This window comes from Massilia litorea (genome assembly GCF_015101885.1).
GTDB lineage: Bacteria > Pseudomonadota > Gammaproteobacteria > Burkholderiales > Burkholderiaceae_D > Telluria > Telluria litorea.
Genome location: NZ_CP062941.1, coordinates 3,609,561 through 3,632,157 on the forward strand (window position 1 = coordinate 3,609,561; position 22,597 = coordinate 3,632,157).

25 protein-coding genes are annotated in these 22,597 nt (G+C 64.6%); 12 read left to right on the forward strand and 13 right to left on the reverse strand.

Features of this window, described 5'->3' with window-relative positions; genetic code table 11:
• Positions 1–49 precede the first annotated feature (49 nt).
• The 8 genes from LPB04_RS16275 to LPB04_RS16310 all read left to right on the forward strand — a co-directional run bounded on the left by LPB04_RS16275 (position 50) and on the right by LPB04_RS16310 (position 11,036).
• Entirely contained in the window at positions 50–2,281 is a 2,232-nt protein-coding gene (locus LPB04_RS16275) for an OsmC domain/YcaO domain-containing protein (protein WP_193685553.1), read from the forward strand.
• Between the two features lie 228 nt (positions 2,282–2,509).
• Positions 2,510–4,111, forward strand: a complete 1,602-nt coding sequence (locus LPB04_RS24305) for a methyl-accepting chemotaxis protein (RefSeq protein WP_193685554.1) — start codon at positions 2,510–2,512, stop codon at positions 4,109–4,111.
• 70 nt (positions 4,112–4,181) lie between these two features.
• Complete coding sequence (locus tag LPB04_RS16285) at positions 4,182–4,721, forward strand: hypothetical protein (RefSeq protein ID WP_193685555.1); 540 nt, start codon at positions 4,182–4,184, stop codon at positions 4,719–4,721.
• 107 nt (positions 4,722–4,828) lie between these two features.
• Entirely contained in the window at positions 4,829–5,158 is a 330-nt protein-coding gene (locus LPB04_RS16290; RefSeq protein ID WP_227496760.1) for an OmpA family protein, read from the forward strand.
• A 205-nt stretch (positions 5,159–5,363) separates the two neighbouring features.
• Positions 5,364–5,579 (forward strand): hypothetical protein, encoded by a 216-nt coding sequence (locus LPB04_RS16295; RefSeq protein ID WP_193685556.1) that lies wholly within the window; start codon positions 5,364–5,366, stop codon positions 5,577–5,579.
• 279 nt (positions 5,580–5,858) lie between these two features.
• Positions 5,859–6,620 carry a peptidylprolyl isomerase gene (locus tag LPB04_RS16300; RefSeq protein WP_193685557.1) on the forward strand — a complete coding sequence of 254 codons (762 nt, stop codon included), beginning with the start codon at positions 5,859–5,861 and terminating at the stop codon, positions 6,618–6,620.
• Positions 6,621–6,681: 61 nt separating this feature from the next.
• A complete protein-coding gene (locus tag LPB04_RS16305) occupies positions 6,682–9,744 on the forward strand; it encodes a peptidase domain-containing ABC transporter (RefSeq protein ID WP_193685558.1) in 3,063 nt (1,020 codons plus the stop codon).
• Positions 9,741–11,036, forward strand: a complete 1,296-nt coding sequence (locus LPB04_RS16310) for a sigma-54 interaction domain-containing protein (protein WP_193685559.1) — start codon at positions 9,741–9,743, stop codon at positions 11,034–11,036. The genes LPB04_RS16305 and LPB04_RS16310 overlap by 4 nt, the downstream gene beginning before the upstream one ends.
• Here LPB04_RS16310 and LPB04_RS16315 read toward each other — a convergent pair.
• The 12 genes from LPB04_RS16315 to LPB04_RS16370 form a co-directional block, all read right to left on the reverse strand.
• Positions 11,033–11,791 (reverse strand): PP2C family protein-serine/threonine phosphatase, encoded by a 759-nt coding sequence (locus LPB04_RS16315; protein ID WP_193685560.1) that lies wholly within the window; start codon positions 11,789–11,791, stop codon positions 11,033–11,035. The two genes, LPB04_RS16310 and LPB04_RS16315, sit on opposite strands and share 4 nt — an antisense overlap.
• Positions 11,792–11,810: 19 nt before the next feature.
• The gene (locus LPB04_RS16320) at positions 11,811–12,092 is read right to left on the reverse strand and encodes a hypothetical protein (protein ID WP_193685561.1); all 282 of its coding nucleotides are present in this window, start codon (positions 12,090–12,092) and stop codon (positions 11,811–11,813) included.
• A gap of 65 nt (positions 12,093–12,157) precedes the next feature.
• Entirely contained in the window at positions 12,158–12,436 is a 279-nt protein-coding gene (locus LPB04_RS16325; protein ID WP_193685562.1) for a hypothetical protein, read from the reverse strand.
• Between the two features lie 48 nt (positions 12,437–12,484).
• Positions 12,485–12,736 (reverse strand): hypothetical protein, encoded by a 252-nt coding sequence (locus tag LPB04_RS16330; protein WP_193685563.1) that lies wholly within the window; start codon positions 12,734–12,736, stop codon positions 12,485–12,487.
• Between the two features lie 63 nt (positions 12,737–12,799).
• Positions 12,800–13,075, reverse strand: a complete 276-nt coding sequence (locus LPB04_RS16335; protein WP_193685564.1) for a hypothetical protein — start codon at positions 13,073–13,075, stop codon at positions 12,800–12,802.
• A gap of 46 nt (positions 13,076–13,121) precedes the next feature.
• Positions 13,122–13,400 (reverse strand): hypothetical protein, encoded by a 279-nt coding sequence (locus LPB04_RS16340; RefSeq protein ID WP_193685565.1) that lies wholly within the window; start codon positions 13,398–13,400, stop codon positions 13,122–13,124.
• 382 nt (positions 13,401–13,782) lie between these two features.
• Positions 13,783–14,097 (reverse strand): EthD family reductase, encoded by a 315-nt coding sequence (locus LPB04_RS16345; protein WP_193685566.1) that lies wholly within the window; start codon positions 14,095–14,097, stop codon positions 13,783–13,785.
• A gap of 145 nt (positions 14,098–14,242) precedes the next feature.
• The gene (locus LPB04_RS16350; RefSeq protein WP_193685567.1) at positions 14,243–14,422 is read right to left on the reverse strand and encodes a hypothetical protein; all 180 of its coding nucleotides are present in this window, start codon (positions 14,420–14,422) and stop codon (positions 14,243–14,245) included.
• Between the two features lie 599 nt (positions 14,423–15,021).
• On the reverse strand, positions 15,022–15,210 hold the full coding sequence (locus LPB04_RS16355) for a hypothetical protein (protein WP_193685568.1): 189 nt from the start codon (positions 15,208–15,210) through the stop codon (positions 15,022–15,024).
• A gap of 76 nt (positions 15,211–15,286) precedes the next feature.
• Positions 15,287–15,538: a hypothetical protein gene (locus tag LPB04_RS16360; protein ID WP_193685569.1), complete on the reverse strand. Its 252-nt coding sequence runs from the start codon at positions 15,536–15,538 to the stop codon at positions 15,287–15,289.
• Between the two features lie 15 nt (positions 15,539–15,553).
• Entirely contained in the window at positions 15,554–15,829 is a 276-nt protein-coding gene (locus LPB04_RS16365) for a hypothetical protein (RefSeq protein WP_193685570.1), read from the reverse strand.
• Positions 15,830–15,875: 46 nt separating this feature from the next.
• The gene (locus tag LPB04_RS16370) at positions 15,876–16,154 is read right to left on the reverse strand and encodes a hypothetical protein (RefSeq protein WP_193685571.1); all 279 of its coding nucleotides are present in this window, start codon (positions 16,152–16,154) and stop codon (positions 15,876–15,878) included.
• Between the two features lie 340 nt (positions 16,155–16,494).
• Here LPB04_RS16370 and LPB04_RS16375 point away from each other — a divergent pair, with 340 nt between their 5' ends.
• Positions 16,495–18,540, forward strand: a complete 2,046-nt coding sequence (locus LPB04_RS16375) for a serine/threonine protein kinase (RefSeq protein WP_193685572.1) — start codon at positions 16,495–16,497, stop codon at positions 18,538–18,540.
• A gap of 6 nt (positions 18,541–18,546) precedes the next feature.
• Here LPB04_RS16375 and LPB04_RS16380 read toward each other — a convergent pair whose 3' ends face one another.
• Complete coding sequence (locus LPB04_RS16380) at positions 18,547–19,467, reverse strand: formylglycine-generating enzyme family protein (RefSeq protein WP_307727202.1); 921 nt, start codon at positions 19,465–19,467, stop codon at positions 18,547–18,549.
• A 269-nt stretch (positions 19,468–19,736) separates the two neighbouring features.
• Between LPB04_RS16380 and LPB04_RS16385 the strand changes: the two genes are divergently transcribed.
• The 3 genes from LPB04_RS16385 to LPB04_RS16395 are packed head-to-tail and all read left to right on the forward strand — an operon-like array spanning position 19,737 to position 22,581.
• A complete protein-coding gene (locus tag LPB04_RS16385) occupies positions 19,737–20,195 on the forward strand; it encodes a DUF4399 domain-containing protein (RefSeq protein ID WP_193685574.1) in 459 nt (152 codons plus the stop codon).
• 16 nt (positions 20,196–20,211) lie between these two features.
• Complete coding sequence (locus LPB04_RS16390) at positions 20,212–20,631, forward strand: DUF4399 domain-containing protein (RefSeq protein ID WP_193685575.1); 420 nt, start codon at positions 20,212–20,214, stop codon at positions 20,629–20,631.
• 6 nt (positions 20,632–20,637) lie between these two features.
• A complete protein-coding gene (locus tag LPB04_RS16395; protein WP_227496444.1) occupies positions 20,638–22,581 on the forward strand; it encodes an HD domain-containing phosphohydrolase in 1,944 nt (647 codons plus the stop codon).
• The last annotated feature ends 16 nt before the right edge of the window (positions 22,582–22,597 follow it).

The following is a 22,597-nucleotide window of genomic DNA, read 5'->3' on the forward strand; positions in this document are numbered from 1 at the left end:
ACCACGGATAATGCTGGATTCGTCGTTTTCAGCACCCCAGGAATTCTCTATGGAAATCAAAGTCAACTTTCTCGACAAACTGCGCCTCGAAGCCAGGTTTGACGACTTCACGGTGATCGCCGACCAGCCGATCCGCTACAAGGGCGACGGCTCGGCGCCGGGCCCCTTCGATTATTTCCTGGCCTCGTCGGCCTTGTGCGCGGCCTATTTCGTCAAGTTGTACTGCAATACCCGGAATATCCCGACCGAAAACATCCGCCTCTCGCAGAACAATATCGTCGACCCGGAAAACCGCTACGCGCAGATCTTCAAGATCCAGGTCGAGCTGCCGGCGGATATCTCGGACAAGGACCGCCAGGGCATCCTGCGCTCGATCGAGCGCTGCACCGTGAAGAAAGTGGTGCAGGAAGGGCCGCAATTCGTGATCGAGGAAGTGGCCAACCTGGACGCCGATGCGCAGGCCTTGCTGACCTTGTCGCCCGATGCCGAAGCGCGCACCTATATTCCCGGCAAGGACCTGCCGCTGGAGCAGACCATTGCGAACATGTCGGGCAAGCTGGCCAGCTGGGGCATCAAGATCGAGATCGCTTCCTGGCGCAATATCGTCCCGAATGTCTGGTCGCTGCACATCCGCGACGCGCATTCGCCGATGTGTTTTACGAACGGCAAAGGGGCGACCAAGGAAAGCGCGCTGGCTTCGGCCCTGGGCGAATATATCGAGCGCCTGAACTGCAATCACTTCTATGCGGGCGCCTTCTGGGGCGAAGACATCGCCAGGGCGGACTTCGTCCATTATCCGAGCGAGCGCTGGTTCAAGCCCGGCCGCAAGGATGCGGTCCCAGGCGGAATTCTCGATGATTACACCCGCGGCATCTACGATCCGGACGGCGAACTGCGTGGCTCGCACCTGTTCGACACCAATTCCGGCAATGTGGAGCGCGGCATCGTTTCTCTGCCTTATGTGCGTCATTCGGACGGCGAAACGGTGTATTTCCCGGTCAGCCTGATCGAAAACCTGTATGCCAGCAATGGCATGAGTGCCGGGAATACGCTGGCCGAAGCGCAGGTGCAATGCCTGTCCGAGATTTTCGAACGGGCGGTGAAACGCGAAATCCTGGAAGGCGAACTCGCCTTGCCGGACGTGCCCCAGGAAGTGCTGGCGAAATACCCCGGCATCCTGGCCGGCATCGCGGGCCTGGAAGAGCAGGGCTTCCCGGTGCTGGTCAAGGACGCCTCGCTGGGCGGCCAGTATCCGGTCATGTGCGTTACCCTGATGAACCCGCGCACCGGCGGCGTCTTCGCCTCCTTCGGCGCGCACCCGAGCTTCGAAGTGGCGCTGGAACGCAGCCTCACGGAATTGCTGCAGGGGCGCAGTTTCGAAGGCCTGAACGATCTGCCCCAGCCGACCTTTGCCAGCGAAGCCGTCACCGAGCCCTATAACTTCGTCGAGCACTTCATCGATTCCAGCGGCGTGGTGTCGTGGCGCTTCTTCAGCGCGAAATCGGACTACGATTTCGTCGAATGGGATTTCTCGGGCGAGGGCAAGGACTCGAACGTGCAGGAAGCCGCGACCCTGCTCGGCATTCTCGCGGACATGGGCAAGGAGGTCTACACGGCCGTGTATGACGAGCTGGGGGCCGTCGCCTGCCGCATCCTGGTGCCCGGCTACTCGGAAATCTACCCGGTCGAAGACCTCATCTGGGATAACACGAATAAAGCCTTGCTGTTCCGCGAAGACATCCTGAACCTGCATCGCCTGGATGACGACGCCCTCGAGGCGCTGCTCGAGCGCCTGGAAAACAACGAGCTGGACGAATACTCCGACATCGCCAGCCTGATCGGCATCGAGTTCGACGAAAACACGGACTGGGGCCAATTGACCGTGCTCGAACTGCGGCTGCTGATCAACCTCGCCCTGAACGAGTTCGAGGCAGCCCACGACCTGGTCGGCGCCTTCCTGCAGTACAACGACAACAGCCTGGAGCGCAAGCTGTTCTACCAGGCGCTGAACGTGGTGCTGGAAGTGGTGCTCGACGACGAGCTGGAGCTGAGCGATTACGTGGCCAATTTCCGCCGCATGTATGGCGATGCCCGCATGGATGCGGCCCTGGGCTCGGTGGACGGCAGCGTGCGCTTCTTCGGGCTGACGCCGACGAGCATGAAGCTGGAGGGGCTGGACAGGCATCATCGCCTGATCGACAGCTACAAGAAACTCCACAAGGCGCGGGCCGCCGCCGCCGCCGCGTCCTCCGCGGCGGGCGCAGTGTCGATGCGAGCCTAGTCCTCGCTGCGACAGACGGACCGAAGCCCCTGATTTTTCAGGGGCTTTTTTTGTCCGAAGCCACTCGCGGCTTCAAGGCGCACTGTCCCGGGGCGAAGCCAGGCACCATGACGGTGCGTGCGAGCACGGTGAACGCACATCGGGTGGATTGGATGCGCCGTCAGCGCGCACTATCGCATGGCACCGTTATTGCTTGATGGAAATCAACCATTTTATGTCGACTCCATCATGTTCAAGAACCTCAGCATCAAACTGCGTCTCGTCCTGCTCACCGCCATCCTGAGCGCCGTGGCGATGGTCGTGGGGGCGGTCGGTCTCGCCAACCAGAGTGCCGCCAATGCCGCCCTGGGTACGGTCTACAACGATCGTGTCGTGGTCCTTGCCCAACTCGGCAATATCCTCTCCTTGATGCAACAAAACCAGAACGCCCTGGCGCGCGCCGTACTGGCGGGCGAGGCGGATGCCGACGCGACGGTTGCCGAGGTCGAGGGCCGGATCAGGCAGATTTCCGCGATCTGGTCCGACTACAAGGCAACTTACCTGACCGATGAGGAAAAGGTCCTGGCCCAGGTGTTCATCGACAGCCGGACCGTTTTCGTCGAGCAGGGCTTGAAGCCGACCCTGGCGGCCTTGCGCGGGCATGAGGTCGATGGGGCGAAAGAGCTGGTGAAAGGCAGCTTGAACCCGCTGTTCCTGCCGGCCCAGAAAAACATGCAGGCACTGATCCAGTTGCAGCTGGACGTCGCGAAACACGAATATGACCTGGCACTGGAGCGCTATGCGCGTGCGCGAACGCTGTCGATCGTGCTGACCGCGGCCGGCGTGCTCGTCGGTTCGGCCATCGCCTGGCTCCTGATCCGGGGCCTCAGCCGTTCCATCGGTGAAGCGCTGCGGCTGGCGCGCAGCGTCGCCGCCGGCGACCTGACCCAGTCGGTCCGTGTCGAGTCGAATGACGAGATCGGCCAGTTGCTGGGCGCCCTGCAGAAGATGAACGCCAGCCTCTCTAGCATCGTGACCCAGGTGCGCGCCGGAACCGATACGATCGCCACCGCCTCGCAGCAGATCGCGGCCGGGAACCAGGACCTGTCGGCGCGGACCGAGCAGCAGGCAAGTTCGCTCGAGGAAACGGCAGCATCGATGGAAGAGCTGGCCTCGACGGTGAAGAACAACGCCGACAATGCGCGCCAGGCGAACACCCTTGCCGTGGCGGCTTCCAGCGTGGCCGAGCGCGGCGGGCAGGTCATCGGCAAGGTGGTCGGCACGATGGTGGAGATCAATGACGCTTCGCGCAAGATCGCCGACATCACGAGCGTCATCGACGGCATCGCTTTCCAGACCAACATCCTTGCCCTGAACGCGGCCGTGGAAGCGGCGCGCGCCGGGGAACATGGGCGCGGCTTTGCGGTCGTTGCGTCGGAAGTGCGCAACCTGGCGCAGCGCTCCGCTGCCGCGGCGAAGGAAATCAAGGCGCTGATCGAGGACTCGGTGCAGCGCGCCCATGCCGGCGGCGAACTCGTCGAGCAGGCCGGGACGACGATGCGCGACATCGTCACCAGCGTGCAGCGCGTCACCGACATCATGGGCGAGATCAGCTCGGCCAGTACCGAGCAGACCGCCGGTATCGAACAGATCAACGCAGCCGTCATGCAGATGGACCAGGTCACCCAGCAAAACGCCGCCCTGGTCGAAGAAGCCGCAGCAGCGGCCGAAGCGATGCAGGATCAGGCCGTAGGCCTTGCCCAGGCAGTGAGCGTGTTTCGCACCGGCCAGGTGCTGGCGGGTGCGCCGGCCGTGGCGCGCCGGCTGGCGCTGACTCCTGCTGAGGGATGAGCATGCCGCCGTGCTCCTTGTGAGGCCGACAGTGATAAACTCCGGCCCTTACATCGACGTTTCAGAAGCCATGACGAACAAAAAACAGCCTCCAGCGAGCAAACCCGAGCGCGCGCCCGCCGGGCGGCCAGACAATCCCTTCATCGACGCCGGGTTTTACGACCGGGTCCGCGACTACACCGAGCGCGACGCCACCTTCTCGAAGGAACTGAAAGCGATCGCCGACCGCGGCCCGGGCAAACAAAGCACGGACGCGCGCTTCGCGCCATCGCTGGAACTGTTGCGCGGCGTGGTCAAAAAGGGCGTGTCGCTCGATGACATGCTCGGGCGCATCGTGCTCGGCACCGAATCCGGCCTGTGGGAGCCGTGGCTGGCTGCGTTCGGGATCGAATTGAGGGGCGTCAGCTACGACAAGGCCGGCCCGCGCAATGCCCGCCTGGCGCTGGACATCAGCCTGGGCGCCAAGGCAAATCCCCTGTTCGCCAACGCCGGCATGCGCAACTGGCGCAGCCTGGTGGCGGAAGACTGCGCCCAGCTGCAGGTCGAGAAGCCGACCGAGCAGGCGCCGGCGAAGGCGTATGCAATTTTCTTTCTGGACGCGGCGGAGTAGTCTCCGTCGACGCGCCCGGTGTCGCGCCCGGACCAGAATGCTCACCCTGTCGGACATAGGGGGCGGCACCGGCGGCGCCGGCGGGGGCGACCAGGGCATCGCTGCTGATCACTTTCGACACCAATTCGGCGGCCCTGACGGGCCAGGCGCGACGCGCGCTCGACGTGGTCGGCGAAGCGCTGCAGTCGCCCAAGCTGGCCGATTTCCGCTTTTCGATCCAGGGCCACGCCGACCCGCGCGGGAATCCGGAAAAGAACCTGCAGCTGTCCCAGCTGCGGGCCGAATCGGTGCGCCGATACCTGGTGAGCCACAAACACATCCAGGATGGACGGCTCGAGGCCATCGGCAAGGGCGACACCGAGCTGATGAATCGCGCCAATCCGGTCGCGCCGGAAAACCGGCGGGTGACCATCGTCAATCTCGCGCGGCAACAATAGGATGCAGGGCGCAGCATGGCGGGTTCCGAGTGAGGGAGAGTCGGGCCGCGCCCAACCAGGTCTCGGCACCTGTTGGTCCAGGTACGACACTTCGGCTTTGGCGGCGGCCTGCTCGCCTCGCCGCGTGCCTGGCACGCTCCATGCAAGGTGAGTGGTGAGCGCGACGACGAGCTCATTCCCATTCACCACATCGAGGAGCACGATCATGAAAACCTTAGTCATCCAGGACCTGGCAATCACGCGCGCAAGCGCGGGCGAGGGCAGCAGTGCCGCGCGTTCGCTGACGCGCGAGGAAATGCAGCGCGTGCAGGGCGGCCGGGCCATTTCCGTGCTGGTCGATGGCCGGCCCGGCGGGGTCGTCGACGATTTTCAACTCGACATGGCCATCTTCAAGGGCGATATCGGTGTCAGGGTCGTCTGAGCCGGGGTGCCTGCGCGCCGGCGCCGCCCTCGCTGGCGCGCCCGCCCGGCGGACGCGTCAGCTGCCTGGCGCCCGCACCTGGCATGTAATGGAACAAATCCCACGCATCGAAGTCCCATACATGGAAAGCGGCGACATTGTATTTGGCGGTTCCGCCTGCTAAAACAATAAGAATGGTGCCGCAAAGCGGGCGCGGTCTCGTCTCACTGCGCCAAATAAACACGCAGCGCGGGTGCTGTTGCTTCGCTGCGCGGAACGAAACGAGCTCGAGGAGAACCCATGGCTGGCATTGTGCGCATCGACGATGAGGTCATCGACACCGACTACTTCATCCGAACATTGAAACTCACCGGACAGTTCGAAGGGCTGGTCGAGCAACTGGTGCGCGAGAAGCTGACTGTGCTGGCGGCCAGGAAGCAGGTAGCGCCCTTGCCTCCCGAAGAGATCCAGGAACGTGCCGACCAGTTCCGCCGCATCCAGGGCCTGCACCGGGCAGCCGACATGAACCACTATCTCGACGCGCTCGGCATCAGCCTGGACGAGTTCGAAGACTTCGTCACCGACGGCCTTTACCACGAAAGAATGATGGCGCAGGTGTGCAGCGACGCGGCCGTCGAACAGTATTTCAAGCTCAATTCTCCCCGGTTCGACAGCGTCGAGATCAGCCATATCGTGCTCGATTCGGAAGGCAAGGCGAGGGAAATGATGTCCGCCCTGACGGACGATCCCGACAGCTTTGCCGAGATGGTGGCCGAATATTCGGTCGGTGAGGCGCGCGAGAACGGCGGAGTGATCGGCAAGGTCTTGCGCGGTTCGCTCAGGCCTGACCTCGAGGCCCGCGTCTTCAATGCTGCGGCCGGTGAGCTGCTGGGACCGTTTCCGTCGGCGGACCGCACGCTCTGGGAAATCTACGTGGTGAACGCAAAGCATCCCGCCGTCCTCGACCAGGAAACCGCGGTCGAGGTACGCCGCCTGCTGCGCGAGGAATGGCTGGCGGCGCGGGCACAGGAGCACATCATTGAAGCCTGTCCGGCGCGCTGAGGTGCCGGCCACGCTCCCCGCCTGAGACGCAGCTCGCCCGGCGGGTCCGGTAGGGGAGAACATGGAAGCATCAACGCAACAACGCCAGGAATCGAGCGAGTTCCTTGCGTCTGTCGAAATCCTGTCCGCATTCGCGCCAGACGAACTGGAACAGCTCGCAAGCGCGGTCGAGACGCGCTCGTATGCCTTTGGCGACAGCATCTGCAGCGCCGGCGATTCCGCCGACGGCCTGTATGTCATCAAGTCCGGATCGGTGCGCGTGTTCGCCGAGGAGCATGGCAAGGAAATCAGCATGGGGGTACGCAAGGCTGGCGAAGTCTTCGCCGAGGTCGCCATGCTGCGTCCCACCAGGCATGAACTGTCTGCCCGGGCCGCGCTGAAGACCCAGCTGTGGTTCATCCCGCGCGCCGCCTTCGAGCCTTTGCTTGCCCGGAATGCGGCTTCGCTGGAGTTCATCAACAACTATGTGGCGATCAGCTCGGCGGGCGGCCTGGTCGCGCGCCTGTTCGACCTGCGCGGCAAGGTGGACAAGCCTGAGCTCGAAGAATTCGTGCGCAGCGTCGGCGTCAAGCGCGTCGGCGCCGGCAAGGAAATCCTCAAACAGAATGCGCGCGACGACCGTCGCCTCTATGTCGTGCGCCAGGGTCAGGTACGCGTCGTGGTCCACGATGCCGACGACGAATATGTGCTGGCCACGCTGGGGGCGGGCGAGATTTTCGGCGAGAAGGCCTGCCTGATGCGACAGGAACAGCCGGCTTCGGTGCTGGCGGCGAGCGAGGCCGTGCTACTCGTGATCCCGGAAAAGGCGGCCCATTTCATCCTCGAACGCAACGCGAAGTTCCGCGAAGTGATCGAGGAACGGGTGCGCTTTTTTGAACGCGAACTGCAGCGCCAGAAACGGCTGGCCGAACGGCGCAAACGTCCCGTCGTGCTCGACCTCGCTTCACAGGCGAAGGCGGGCGAGAAAATCATCAAGCGCTTCGCCCTGGTAGAGCAGGCCGAAGAGATGGATTGCGGCGCCGCTTGCCTGGCGATGCTCTGCCGCCACTATGGCATCAACATGACGCTCGGCAAACTGCGCGAACTGGCGAACGTCACCACGCAGGGCGCGACGCTCGACAGCCTGGCCCGCGCCGGCGAAGCCCTGGGATTCGGGGCGCGCGGGGTCCAATGCACCTTCGACGCGCTGCTCGGCTTCGAGCTGCCCTTCATCGTGCACTGGGAGGGCTACCACTACGTCATCGTCTACGGCGTTGCGCCCGACCAGGTCTGGGTCGCGGACCCGGCGGTGGGTTTCCGCAAGATGAAGGTCGAGGAGTTCGAACGCGGGTGGAGCGGGACCTGCCTCGTGTTCACGCCGGGCCAGGACCTGGTGAAACTGGAGACGGCGCGCTCGCCCTGGCTACGCTTCGTCAGCTATCTGCAGCCGTATAAAAAAATCCTGGTGCAATTGTTCCTGGCCACCTTCGTGATCCAGATGCTGGGCATCGTGCCGCCGATGATCATCCAGAACATCCTCGACGGCGTGCTCGTGCACCAGAACATCGGCCTGCTGCACTTGCTGATCCTGGGGCTGGTCATTTCCACCGTGTTCAGCCAGGTCATGTCGACGCTGCGCGCCTACCTGTCGAACTACATGGTGCGCAACCTCGATTTTTCGATGATGGCGCAGTTCTTCAAGCACACGATGTCCTTGCCGTATTCCTTCTTCGCCAAGCGCAAGACGGGCGACATCCTCGCGCGCTTCTCGGAAAACCAGACGATCCGCGCCTTTCTCACCGAGTCGACGGTGACGACGCTGCTGAACCTGCTGATGGTGTTTATCTATTTTACGATCCTGTTCCTCTACAACGTGAAGCTGACCCTGCTGCTGATCGGCTTCGTGATTCCCATCATCGCGCTGACCGTACTGGTGACCCCGCGCATCAAGGACTATGCGCGCGAGGTGTTCAACGCCTCGACCGACGCCCAGTCCTTCCTGATGGAAGCGCTGGGCGGCATCGAAACGGTGAAGGGGATGGGCAGCGAACGGCCGGTGCGCCTGAAATGGGAGCGGAAATACGTCAAGGCGCTGGAAATGCAGTACCGCGCCCAGTCCTTCAACATCCTGGTCGGGCTCGCCAGCCAGGTCTTGAACTCGGCCACCACGATCGTCATCCTCTGGGCCGGCGCCAGCCTGGTGCTGGCGCGCGAGCTGACCATCGGCCAATTGATGGCCTTCAATGCCCTGATGGGCAGCGTGCTGGGACCGCTGATGGGCCTGGTCGGCCTGTGGAGCCGGATGGCGGACGCCACCGTCGCCATGGAGCGCCTCGGGGACGTGCTCGACATCGAGCCGGAGCAGAAGCCGGGCGACCTCGCCTCGCGGGTGGTACTGCCCGACCTGCAGGGCGAGCTGAAACTCGAGCGCATGTATTTCCGCTACGGCGGCGAGGACACCCCCTGGGTGCTGGAAGACATCAGCATCGACATCAAGCCCGGCGAGCTGGTGGCGATCGTCGGGCGCAGCGGCTCGGGCAAGACGACGCTGGCGAAACTGCTGGTCGGCTTTTATCCACCAACCGACGGGAAAATCGTCGTCGACGGTTACGAGATGAGCGCGATCGACAAGGATTATTACCGGGCCCAGGTCGGCTATGTCATGCAGAGCAATCTACTGTTTTCCGGGACCATCGCCGAGAACATCGCCAGCGGCGACGACAGCCCGGACCGGCGCCGCATCGAGGAAGTGGCGAAGATGGCGGACGCGCACGCCTTCATCAGCAAGATGCCGCTCGGTTACGAGCAGGTGGTGGGCGAGCGCGGCGTCGGCCTCTCGGGCGGCCAGGTGCAGCGGCTGTGCATTGCGCGCGCGCTGTACCACGATCCACGCCTGCTGGTCTTCGATGAAGCGACCTCGGCGCTCGACACCCAGTCCGAGAGCAATATCATGGCCAACATGGAAGCGATCCTGGCGGGCCGCACGGCCGTCATCATCGCCCACCGGCTCAGCACGATCATGCGGGCGGATAAAATCGTGGTGCTGTACGAAGGCAAGATCGTCGAGCAGGGGCGCCATGAGGAGCTGCTGGCGCGGCGCGGCATGTATTACGAACTGGTACAGAAGCAATTGGGGGCAGCATGAAGCTGTATAACCCCGGTGGCGAGCGCGGCTCGGCGATGTCGTATGCCGGCCTGCTGGAAAAGATCGAGATCATGCGCTCGACCCTGCGCTGGGCCACCCGCATCGAGCGTCCCGATGTCGAGAAACTGCTGCGCCAGGCGAATACCTTGCGCGACGAAGTCATGGGGCTGTCGCACAAGGAGCGCTTCGTGCAGGCACTGGGCGGCGAACGGCGCACCGACGCCGCGGACGGGACCGCGCCCGAACCTTTGCGGCTCGAACCCTCGCATGGTGAGCGGCGCCGGGCGCTGCTGGCGCGCAGCTTCGTGTTCGAGGGTACCTTCGGCGACAACCCGAAGCTGCTCGACGCCCTCGAGATCGCCGAGAAGGCAGCGCCGACGGATTTGCCGGTGCTGGTCGACGGCGAGAGCGGCACCGGCAAGGAGCTGATGGCGAAAGTCATCCACGCCAACGGCTCGCGCGCCGACAAGCCGTATATCTCGGTCAACTGCGGCGCCATCCCGGACAGCCTGCTCGAATCGGAACTCTTCGGGCACAAGAAGGGCGCCTTCACCGGCGCCGCGAACGACCGCAAGGGCAAGTTCGAATCCGCGCACAAGGGCACCATCTTCCTCGATGAGATCGGCGAATTGCCGCTGCCGGGCCAGGTAAAACTGCTGCGCGTGCTGCAGTCGCACGAAATCCAGCGCGTCGGCTCCGACGAAACCATCTCGGTGGACGCGCGCATCGTCGCCGCCACCAACAAGAACCTGCGCAAGCTGATCGAACAGGGGAGCTTTCGCGAAGACCTGTTCTACCGGCTCAGCGTGATCCACGTGACGCTGCCGCCGCTGCGCGAGCGCAAGGACGAGATACCGCTGCTGATCGCGTATTACGGCGACGAATCGGCGGAGGCGCTGGGACGCGCGCCAGTGGCATTAACGCCGCGCCTGCGCGACTTCCTGCTGCGTTACGGATATCCGGGCAATATTCGGGAACTGCGCAACATCATGTACCGTATCTCCTGCCTGGCGGGCGAGACGGGCGACCTGTCGCATCTGCCAGAAGACATCCGACCCGTCAATGCGCTGCCGCAGTCGGCGGCGGCGGTACCGGCCGCTGCACTGTCGATGGCCGAAGCGAAGCGGGTCGCGAGCGACGAGGCGGAGCGCGGCTGCCTGGAGCGCGGCTTGCAGGAAGTCGGCGGCAACGTGGCCGAGCTCGCCCGGCGCTGGGAAATGAACCGCTCGCATCTGCAAATCCTGCTCAAGAAGCATGGCCTGCACTCGAAGGATTTCCGCAAGCAGGGTTAGAGGGCCGGGTTGACGATCGTCTTGTCCCCCGAAAGGTCGTCGGCCCTGGCCACCACCACTGTAACGTTGTCGCGCCCGCCATTGGCGAGTGCCTGGGCGACCAGGTCTTGCGCGGCGCGTTCGCAGTCGCCGGGCGCCAGCGCCGCCGCGATCGCCGCTTCCTCGACCGGGGTGCTGAGGCCGTCACTGCACAGGAGAAAAATGTCGCCATCGCGCGCGGCCAGGGTCGTCACATCGAATGCGACCGTGTCGGCTGCGCCGACCGCGCGCGTGATCATGTTGGGGCTGGCCGCCGCTTGCGCCATCTCGGCGCCACGCGCCCTGAGCGCCTCGAACTGGCTGTGGTCGCGCGTGAGTTGCTGCAGGCGGCCGTGGCGAAACAGGTAGATGCGGCTGTCGCCGGCCCACAGGCATGCGGCCTCGTCCCCGACGGCCAGCAGGGCGGCGACCGTGCTGCCGATCACCGGTACGTGGCGCGCGCGCGCCTCTTGCCGCAAGCTGTCGTTCGCCTCGTTCAGGCGTGCGCGTGCGAACTCGATGAGTTCGGCCAGGGTGGCATGCACGGGCAGCCCGGCGAGTGCGTCGACCACGGCGCGGCTGGCGAAGTCCCCGAAGGCATGGCCACCCATGCCGTCCGCCACGGCCCACAAGCCACGCTGCGGCTGGGCAAGATACGCGTCCTCGTTGCGGCTACGTACCAGCCCAATATCCGTGCGCGCGGCGCATATCCAGCGCAATTCGGTGTCCAGGCCCATCGCATTGTCCAGGTTCGTCCTACAGGAACGCCTTGTTCAGTCCGCTTTCGTCGACGCTCACGTTCAGCGTCGAATTCGCACCGGAATTGTTGACCGACACCGACTGGAACTGGTTGATCATCTGGTCGGCGAAATTATTAATCTGGTAAAAGTTAATGACCGGGAACTGGGTGGGCGATGCGTTGACGAAGGGTCTGATCCAGCCGAACACCCAGGGTGCGCCCGCCCCGCGAATCGCCGCCATCGCCTGGCGGTCGAGGGGAGCGCTGTTCGTCAGGTCGCCGATGGTAATGCTGGCCATGATGCATCTCCGTGTTGAATGGGGGAGAGCGGAAGCTGTCCCCAGTGTAGACCAAATCGGGCCGGTCAGCGCCGCACGATGGTGTTCTGTCCGCGCTGCGTGGCGTCGCTGTCGACGTGCAGGCCCTCGACGAAGGCAGCGCCGTTGGCGGTCGCGGTCAGGACGTCCTGCATTTGCATCAGGTTCTGGGTGGCACTGATCGAGCTGTCTGCACTCGGCCTGTAGTTGAGGTCGCCGAGCGAATAGGCCGGCGCGCCCATTTTCCAGCCGCCGCGCACGGCAGCCATGGTCGGGCGATCGAGTCGTTCGCTGCGGGCCAGGTCGGTGATGGTCAAGGTGTTCATGGCGATTCTCCTGAATTGTCTGGGGGCTGGGTTTGTATGAAGCCGTGTTCAGAACACGGACCTGTTTTCGGCGCGGAGGGCGGCTGCCAGGTTCAGGTCCGGGGCACTGAAGCCGGCCCCGATCACGCCGTTATTGTTGAGGACGTTGATACCGATCTGCTGGAACTGGCCAATCTGCTGGTTGACGGCGACATTGACGTTGACGCCGGGGCCGAAGGCATGGCCGCCGTGGACGAGCGACATGGCCCGCTTGTCCAGCGCGGCGTTGTGCGCCAGGTCGTGGATGAGGATGGATGACATGGTATTGCTCCTGGAAGGGTGGGGACGTTGCGCGGCAAGAGACTCGCCGCGCAGCCGCGCCGTTTAGCCGATGATCTTGTTTTCGCCGTCCTGGTGGACGTCGCTGTGCACGTTCACGCCACCGACAAAGGCCGAGCCGTTGGCCGTCAGCGTGGCCACGCTCTGCTGCTGGAACAGGTTCTGGGTGGCGCTGATCGAGGAGTCGACGCTGGGCGTGTAGTTGAGGTCGCCGTAGCTGTAGCCGGGCGTGCCCATCTTGAAGCCGCCGCGCACATGCGCCATGGCGCTGCGGTCGAGTTGTTCGGTACGGGCCAGGTCGGTGATGATCAGGGTTTTCATGGTAATGCTCCTTGGGATGTGTATGCGGGAATGGTGTAGGTGGTATTCAACGACGCACGATCTTGTTGTTGCCGTCCTGCGAAACATGGCTGTCGACGTTGACGCCGTCCAGGAAGGCCGAGCCGTTGGCGGTGGCGGTCACCACTTCCTGCATCTGCGCCAGGTTCTGGGTCGCCGTGATCGACGAGTCGAAGCTCGGGGCATAGTTCACGTCGCCATACGAATAGCCGGGCATGCCCATCTTGAAGCCGCCGCGGACGTGCGCCATGGCGCTGCGGTCGAGTTGTTCGGTGCGGGCCAGGTCGGTGATGATCAAGCTTTTCATGGTGATTCTCCTGAAGTGGTAAGTGGTTTGGAGTGAGGCATTTGGTTTGCGCTCAATGGACATATAGCGAAAGGCGTGCCAGGCCCGCACCAATCGGTTTGGGTGAAGCTAAGTAATTGAATTTGCAGGGAGTTTTGTAAGAAAGCCTGATGGGTCAGGTGAATTGCCGGCAGCACGGGAGGAGCGACTGACGGTCCGTAACCAACATGTTTCAAGGGGGTGTGTGCCAGGGCCCGACAGGTCAGGAAAACCGCTGGGGTGAAGCATGGGTCCGGATGCCCGACCTGCGTCCGGGCTGGCCTGTGTCCAGAAAAAGAAAATGCCAGTCAGCATAACTGACTGGCATCAGGGGCGGCCGGCGAACGCCGGCGACCGGGCGCGCTTAGCCGACCAGCACCTCGCTCATCTGGATCACCGGCGTCTGGTTCGTGTAGTTGGGAATGTCGGCCATGATTTCCTCGCTGTGCGGCCCGAAGCCGGCCTGGAAGGCGTCGATGGAATCGCAGAACAGGTGCCCCATGGCGATATACGGCGTGTTCGACATGGGGGCACCGGCGGCAGCCGCCCGGTCGACTGTGTAGTACTTGCAATGCTCTCCCATCAGGGTCTTCACCATGGGCATGTGGCGCTCGCAGTAGTAGACTGCGTCGAAATGGGCGTCCGGGCCGTTCGGGTACATCACGCTGACCTTGATCATTGTCCGTCTCCTCTTCGGGTTTGACTCGAGTATACGAAGCCATCGTGCGCCGATGTCAGGCGTTTTGCAAGCGCGATATTGCGTCCAGGGCCGCTGCGGGCCGAGGCGATTGCAGGCGGCGGCGCGCGGCGCCGCCGCCCGGTTCTCATGCACGCTGCGCCGGCGCAGGCGCGCGGACGACGACGGTCCGAACCTCGCGTGCCGCGGTGGCCGAAGCCGATTGCGAGGTCTCGGCTTCCCGCAGGCTGTCGAATGCGAAGGTAGCGGTGCTGACGACGACGAGCGTGACGATGAAAATGGCTTCCATGTGCTTGTGCATGTTCATGATGGTCCCCTTGCGTGGCTGGTTTCGAAAAGGTCGGGAGCTTTCTGCTTGCTCACAAGCTTGTTAGAGCACGCGGCGTGCCAGCACACGGCCAGGGCGCAAAGGAGGGTTTCGGCGCCGATGCAAGGCAAACTGCCGGACCGCGGCCAACAGTGTGCCTGCACGGTGTTGGCTGCGAACCGGCACCGTGGCGTGGCGATACGGACGAAAAAAAAGGCGCTGTTCGCATTAAGTGTGGAATATGCCGATTCCCACCCGCAGCAAAGCCTCCGGCATCTTGACGCGGGCGCCGTCGAGCGCCCAGCGCCAGCCGGGATAGTTGCCGAGGTAACGGCTGGCAACCCCGCGAAACGGCTGCCGCCAGCCGCGCGCTTGATCGTTGGCAGCAACAGGCCGGGCAAACGTTCGTGCCGGCGCCGGGTCAGCCCGGCCAGGTTCTTCAGGAAGTGCTCGAACTTGCGTGCTTGCATGCCAAGCTCCTCACGGGTGAAGTCTCACTCGGACCTCAGCCGTTCAAGAAGATTCCACATTTAACGCAAACAGCGCCAAAAAAAAACGTCCGGCTTGTGGCCGGACGGTTCGGTGTGCAGCGCAGGAGCTCAGCGCACCGGCGGGCTTGCCCCGGTCCGCCTGGCGCCGGGCGCCGGGTCGTACAGGCGGATCTTGCGCACGACTGGCCGTGGGACGCCGCCGCTGGCGCGAAAGCGTGCGCCGCCGGCGATCGCATGCATTGCCTGGCGGTCGAGTTCGGTACTTTCCGGTAAATCCTTGATGACGATGCTGGCCATGGTATCTCCTTGACTTGCATGTTAACGGCCCCCATCCCATTGCTGGGATGGGGGTGCAAAATGCTGCGCGCCCCGGTCAGAGTTCGACCGTGTTCCGGGCCCACAGCGCGGCGGCCACATCGACGTCCGGTCCCTTGAAGCCGGCGCCGATCACGCCGTTATTGTTGAGGACGTTGATACCGATCTGCTGGAACTGGCCGATCTGCTGGTTGACGTTGACGTTCACATTGACATCCTTGCCGAAGGCGCTGCCGCCGTGCACGCGTGCCATTGAACGGCTGTCCAGTTCGCCGGCGTGGGCGAGGTCCCTGACTGCGATGGTAGACATGATATTCCCCTTGCCTTAGCCGATGATCTTGTTTTCGCCGTCCTGGTGGACGTCGCTGTGCACGTTTACGCCACCGACAAAGGCCGAGCCGTTGGCCGTCAGCGTGGCCACGCTCTGCTGCTGGAACAGGTTCTGGGTGGCGCTGATCGAGGAATCGACGCTGGGCGCGTAGTTGAGGTCGCCGTAGCTGTAGCCGGGCGTGCCCATCTTGAAGCCGCCGCGCACATGCGCCATGGCGCTGCGGTCGAGTTGTTCGGTACGGGCCAGGTCGGTGATGGTCAGGGTTTTCATGGTAATGCTCCTTGGGATGTGTATGCGGGAATGGTGTAGGTGGTATTCAACGACGCACGATCTTGTTGTTGCCGTCCTGCGAAACATGGCTGTCGACGTTGACGCCGTCCAGGAAGGCCGAGCCGTTGGCGGTGGCGGTCACCACTTCCTGCATCTGCGCCAGGTTCTGGGTCGCCGTGATCGACGAGTCGAAGCTCGGGGCATAGTTCACGTCGCCATACGAATAGCCGGGCATGCCCATCTTGAAGCCGCCGCGGACTTGCGCCATGGCGCTGCGGTCGAGTTGTTCGGTGCGGGCCAGGTCGGTGATGATCAAGCTTTTCATGGTGATTCTCCTGAAGTGGTAAGTGGTTTGGAGTGAGGCATTTGGTTTGCGCTCAATGGACATATAGCGAAAGGCGTGCCAGGTGCTTCCGGCGCCGGCAGATCTGGCGCAAGCCATTGAATCGAAACGATTTTATTCGGGAGCATCAGGAGGCCGGGCGCGCGCCCGGATGAATTCCGGCAGGCCGCGAGCACGGTCCGACCCAACAGATTTCGGCCCGGTGTCGGGTGCCGCCCTACACGGATCCCGACGCGCTCCGATTCGCTGCCACAAAGGCTTGATCGTCTGCCAATTCATGCTAGTCTCAAAGCTAGCGGCCTCTGATTCAGACAATCACATCATGGACAGTTTCGCTAACGCGATTCATCAGTTGCAGAGTGGTGCTTTGCAGCGGCCCGAGTTTTTCGCACAGCTCGACCGGGTGCTGGCAAGCGCTCCGGAAAGCGGCGCCCGCCTGCTCGAACTCCTGAGCCAGGAACACGCGCGCAAGCCGCTCCCGAGCGAGGTCTATACCCAGGTACAGCAGCGCATCGGCGGGCTGATCGCAGCGCGCCAGCGCCTGGGCGGGGACGATACCTTCGTCCAGACCCAGCCCGGCGCACACGCTGCCGAGCAAGACCCGCCGGCGGCAGCGGGGCCCGCACGGGAAGCCCCGAACGATGCTGAGCCCGAGCGGATGAAGGGCGTCGGCGAAACGCTGAACGGCCGTTTCGTGCTCGAAGAGTGCATCGGGTTCGGCGGCATGGGTACCGTCTACAAGGCGCTCGACCTGCGCAAGCTCGAGGCCTCCGACCGCAAGCCGTATATCGCCATCAAAGTGCTCAACGTCCAGTTCCGCGGCCATCCGAAGTCGCTCATCGCCCTGCAGCGCGAAGCGAGGAAGGCACAGGCGCTGGCCCATCCGAACATCGTGTCTGTCTACGATTTCGACCGCGACGGGCCGATGGTCTATCTCACCATGGAATACCTGCAGGGAAAGCCGCTGAGCCAGGTGCTACGGGCACCGGGATTCAGCGGCATGCCGTATGCGGATGTGCTGCCCATCGTCACCGGCATGGGCAGTGCGCTGGCGTATGCGCATGGGCGTGGCTTCGTCCATTGCGACTTCAAGCCCGGTAACGTGATCCTGACCGACGCCGGCATCGTGAAAGTCATCGATTTCGGGATCGCGCGCGTATTCCAGAAGACCGAAGAAGACGTCGACGTCACCGTGTTCGATCCGGGCAGCCTCGGCGCGCTGACGCCGGCCTACGCCAGCCCCGAGATGCTCGAGCAGCGCGAACCCGATCCACGCGACGACATCTATGCACTGGCCTGCATCACCTATGAACTGCTGACCGGGCATCATCCGTTCAACCGGCTGTCCTCGGCGCAGGCGCGCGGCGCCGGCATGAAGCCCCAGCGCCCTGCGAGCCTGGGCCGGGCACAATGGCAGGCTCTGCGCTGTGGCCTTGCACTCGAGCGCGAGGCGCGCACGCCGACGGTAATGCGCTTCCTTGACGAGTTCAGCGCCGGCAGCGTGAAGTCGCGCTACGGCGTGGCGGCTGCTGCCGGCGCAGGCATGCTTGCACTCGGTGCGCTGGGGGTGGCAGCCTGGCTCACCCTCGGGAGGGAGGCGCGTCCCCCGGCCGCAACCGCGGCCTCGCCGGCAGCGGCGCCGGCCGTCCCCGCAGTGCAGCCGGAGGCGCCCGCACGCCCGCCGCCGACACCGGCGGCCCTGGCCGCTGCGCTGGCTGGCATTCCGTGCTCGGCCCTGGCTGCCGCGACGCGCGGCGATACGGTCGAGGTCCAGGGCTTCGTGTCGAAAGCTACGGGCCCCGCCGGGATCAAGGATGCCCTGGCGGCGCTGCCTGGCGTGGCCGCGGTAAGCCTGTCGGTACGCCAGATCGACCCCGCCAGCTGCCCGGTGATCTCGGCATTGGCCCCGCACTGGACTGCGTCGCGGCAGTCCGGGGGCGCGCTGCGCCTGGCGGGCGCGCAAGCCGGTGCCGCCGCGGTATTGGCCGAAGGCGATTCGCTGATGGTCGATATCACCAGCCCGAACGCCGAATCCTTCGTGACCGTCGATGCCTATCTGGCCGACGGCAAGGTCATCCACCTGCTGCCGAATGCGCTCGCGCTCGACAACAAGGCGCCGCCGAACCATGCCGAGACGATTGGCAAGCCAGGCGACTGGATCGTCGGCAAGTCGGCCGGGACCGAACTGGTCGTGGTGCTGCTGACGACGCCGAAGCCGCTTTTCCCAACGCTGCGGCGCGAGTCGGAGCCACGCGCGGACTACCTCGCGGAGCTTGCGGCCAACCTCGAGCAGGTCCGTGCACATGGCGGCGCCGGCAGGATCGGGGTCGAGTTTTTGCCCATCACCATCAAGTCCCAGGGGCGCTAGCCAGCTTTATCGGAGACTGCGTGCAACCCGAAAACCATTCTGCAGTTGACGCACGCTGGCGTCATACTTGAAACGTGTCGAGACGACCATGTAGGGCGCGCCTTCGCGCCACGATCCGCCGCGGATGACGCGCACCGTGCAATTCGGCTCCTCCCATGTCCTGCCATTCGCCGGCGCGTCCTTGAAGTTGTTGTGCCAGCAGTCGCTCACCCATTCCCAGACACTGCCGCTGGTGTCGTGCAGGCCCCAGGGGTTGGCGGCGAAGCTACCCACGTTCGCCGGCGCATCGCTGCTCCAGGGTGGGCCGCACTCCTTGCAGTTCGCTTTCCCGGTCGCCATCTGCGCGCCCCACCAATAGGGCGTGTCGGTGCCGCCCCTGGCCGCGTATTCCCACTCGGCCTCGGACGGCAGGCGGTAGGGCTTGCCGGTGGCGGCAGCCAGCCATTTGACATACTGCTGCGCGTCGTCCCAGCTGAGGTCGCGCATGGGCGCGGCCGGGCCGGTATTCGCCGGCTGCGCGACCTTCGGGCAGCCACCGCCGCTGACGCAGGCATTCCATTGTTGCACGGTCACTTCGTATTTGCCGATCGCAAACGGCGTAGTGATTGCGACCGGGTGCGCCGGCTTCTCGCTTGGGTCGCTGGCATTGTTTCCCATCGTGTAGGAAGCGGGCGGGAGCGAGACCAGGACCGGGCAGTATGGGCAATCCCTGATTTCCGCGCCGCCTTTCGTGATGACGGGCGCGGCCGTTGGCGGGGGCGCCGCCGGCCTGGCCGGCGCCGCCTGTGCCGGGGGCGGCGCGGCGGCCGCGGCCGGGGCCGGCGCGCGCAGCCGGGATATCCGGGCCTGTGCCAGGGCCGCGAAGCGTCCCTTCGGATACGCCTTCAGATATGCCTCGTAATCGGCAGGGTGGACGCTGTCCTTCACCGAGTTCCAGAATGCGAGTTCGAACTGTTCGGGACTCGCTCGCGGAACGATCCCGGAAGGTCTCGTTTCAGCCGCGCGCTCCTGCGCATGGGCAAAACATGAGAGAGCGGGGCCGGCCAGTACGCAAACCATCAACGGCTTATGCCACATGAGCGGCTCCTCGGTCGGACTGCGTTTGATAGGATTTGACTTGCGGTCTGACTGAGAGTGTGCCAGATTTAGCAGTATAGAAGCGCGCCTCCGTACCAACCCGGCTGGAGTGATACATCATGCGCCACACCCTGGTCCTCGCCGCGCTGTTGGCGGCAGTCCTGCAGTCGTTTGCCGCAGGATCCGGCACTGCCTTGCCTGCGGCGGAGACCACTGCGAAACCGGCCGCCGATCCACGCAGCGCCCAAGTCTATTTCATCTGGCCACATGAGGGCACGGTGATAAGCGGCGGCAAGTTCTGGGTACGGATGGGACTGCGCAACATGGGCGTCGCACCGAAAGGGACGGCGCTGCCGAATACGGGCCATCACCACCTGTTGATCGACACTGAACTGCCGTCGATGACGGAACCGATTCCCAACGACCGCAACCACCTGCATTTCGGCGCCGGCGAGACCGAGGCCAGGATCGAGCTGCCGCCCGGCACCCACACCTTGCAATTGCTGCTCGGGGACATGAACCACGTGCCGCACAAGCCGCCCGTGGTGTCGAAGAAGATCACTGTCACGGTTCGCTAGCCCAAGGGAGCACACCATGCGCACATTGTTCGCGGTACTGGTCCTGACGGCCGGGCTGACAGGCATGGCGGCCCGCGCCACGGACGCACCTGCGAACGCCTACTGCTATATCGGCTGGCCCACGGATGGCCAGGTGATCGCGGCCGGCAAGCCCTTCCGTATCTGGTTCGGCCTGCGCTACATGGGCGTGGCCCCGAAAGGCGTCGCCTTCGCCAATACGGGCCATCATCACCTGCTGATCGACACGGAGCTCCCACCGGCGGGGCAGCCGATCCCGAACGACCGCAACCACCTGCATTATGGCGCCGGCGAGACGGAGACGATGATCGAGCTGACGCCCGGGAAGCACACGCTGCAATTGTTAATGGGCGACGAAAACCACGTTCCCCATACGCCGCCGGTGACGTCCAGGAAAATCACGATCACCGTCAGGTGACTGCGCATGGAACCGAACGCCGCATTCGCCGCCTCCAGCGATCCCGTCAGCGCCTATATCGAATGGCTGGGCGCGCAAACGCCCGGCCCCGCGGTGTTTCCCCTGCATGACGAAGCGGTGCTCGGGCGCGACCGCCAGGACGCGCTGGCCGACGACAAGTACATCTGCATTCCCGAGCCAACCATCAGCCGGCGCCATGCCCGCATCCGGCGCCGCGGTGCGAATTATTTTGTCGAGGACCTCCATTCGCGTAACGGCACCTTCGTCTGCGGCGAGCGGCTCGCGGCCGGCGCCTGGCATGCGCTGCGCGACGGCGACGAACTGGCGCTGGCCTCGGCGCAGCTGGTCTTCCATTCGCTGATGCTGCCGCCAGCGGGCACCACCAGCACCGTGATCACGCGCTCGGTCGACGCCACCCGCTTCGCGCCGGTGGTCGACACCGGCAAGGCCGGGCGCGGCGAGTTGGAGAAGACGGTGCACCAGCTGCACGCGATGGCGCAGGTGAGCATCGCGCTGGGCGCCGTCACCGACCAGGCCACGCTGATCGAAAAGATCATGAACTTCATCTTCGACCTGTTCCCGCAGGCCGAGCGCGCCTTCATCATGCTGTGCGAACGCGAAGGCGACCCGCCGCGGCCGGTCGCCGCGCGGCGCCGCGGCGGGGCGGCCCTTGACCCGGCCCAGGTGCGGATCTCGCATACCATCGTCGACCAGGTGCTGGTTCGCCGGCGCGCCATCCTCTCGGTCGACACCCTGGCCGACCGCCACTATGCGGCGCACGAGTCGATCGTGGCGCAGGCGATCCTCTCCGTCATGTGCGTGCCGCTGATCCTGGGCGACGAAGTGCTCGGCCTGATCCAGGTCGACACCTCCTCGGATCCGCATGCCTTCCTGGAAGCGGACCTCGAAATCCTCAGCGGCGTGTGCGCCGAGACCGCAGTCGCGCTGAAGAACTTCCAGCTGTACTCGAGCATCAAGGGCCTGCTGGACGGCTTCGTCTGCGCCTCGGTGCAGGCGATCGAGGAACGCGACCCGGTCACCGCGGGCCACTCGTTCCGCGTCGCCGGCTATGCCGAGAAGCTGGCCATGGCGCTCGAACACGCGGACGACGCGAGCCTGCGCCGCGCCGCCTTCACGCCGGCCCAGCTGCGCGAGATCCGCTACGCGGCCCTGCTGCACGACTTCGGGAAGGTCGGCGTGCGCGAACACGTGCTGCGCAAGGAGAAGAAGCTGCACCACGCCGACATGCGCCTGCTGGAACAGCGCTTCCGCTATGCCGGCGCCTGCCTCGAACGGCATGCCTGGCGCACCCTGGCGCAGCGCCAGCTGGAGGGCGAACTGGGCACGACGGCGCTACGGCACGAAGTCGAGCGCATCGAAGCCGAACTGGAGGTGGAAGGCGCGCGGCTCGACGCCTTTTTGGAAACCATCGTGCGCGCCAACGAGCCGGCGATCTCGCACACCGAGCCGCTGGCCGAACTGGAAGCGATCCGCGGGCACGCCTGCCACGGCACCGGCGACCCAGCCTTCCGCCTGCTCAGCGACGACGAGTTCGGCGCCCTGAATATCGGCAAGGGCTGCCTGACGCCGGACGAACGGCGCCAGATCGAGGCCCATGTCGCCGATTCCTATTCCTTCCTGATCCTGATTCCGTGGACGCGCGAACTGGCCGGAGTGCCCACCATCGCCCACGGCCACCACGAGAAGCTGGACGGGTCGGGCTACCCGATGGGCCTGCGCGGCGACGAGATCTGCCTGCAGACCCGGATCCTGACGATCAGCGACATCTACGATGCGCTGACCGCGCGCGACCGCCCCTACAAGGAGGCGGTGCCGGCCGAGCGGGCGCTCGACCTGATCGCGGAGGAGTGCCGCGCCGGCCATCTCGACGGACGGCTGTTCAAGGTCTTCGTCGACTCGAAAGGATGGGAGGCGCGCGCCCACGCGTGAGGGGCGGCGAGGTCGA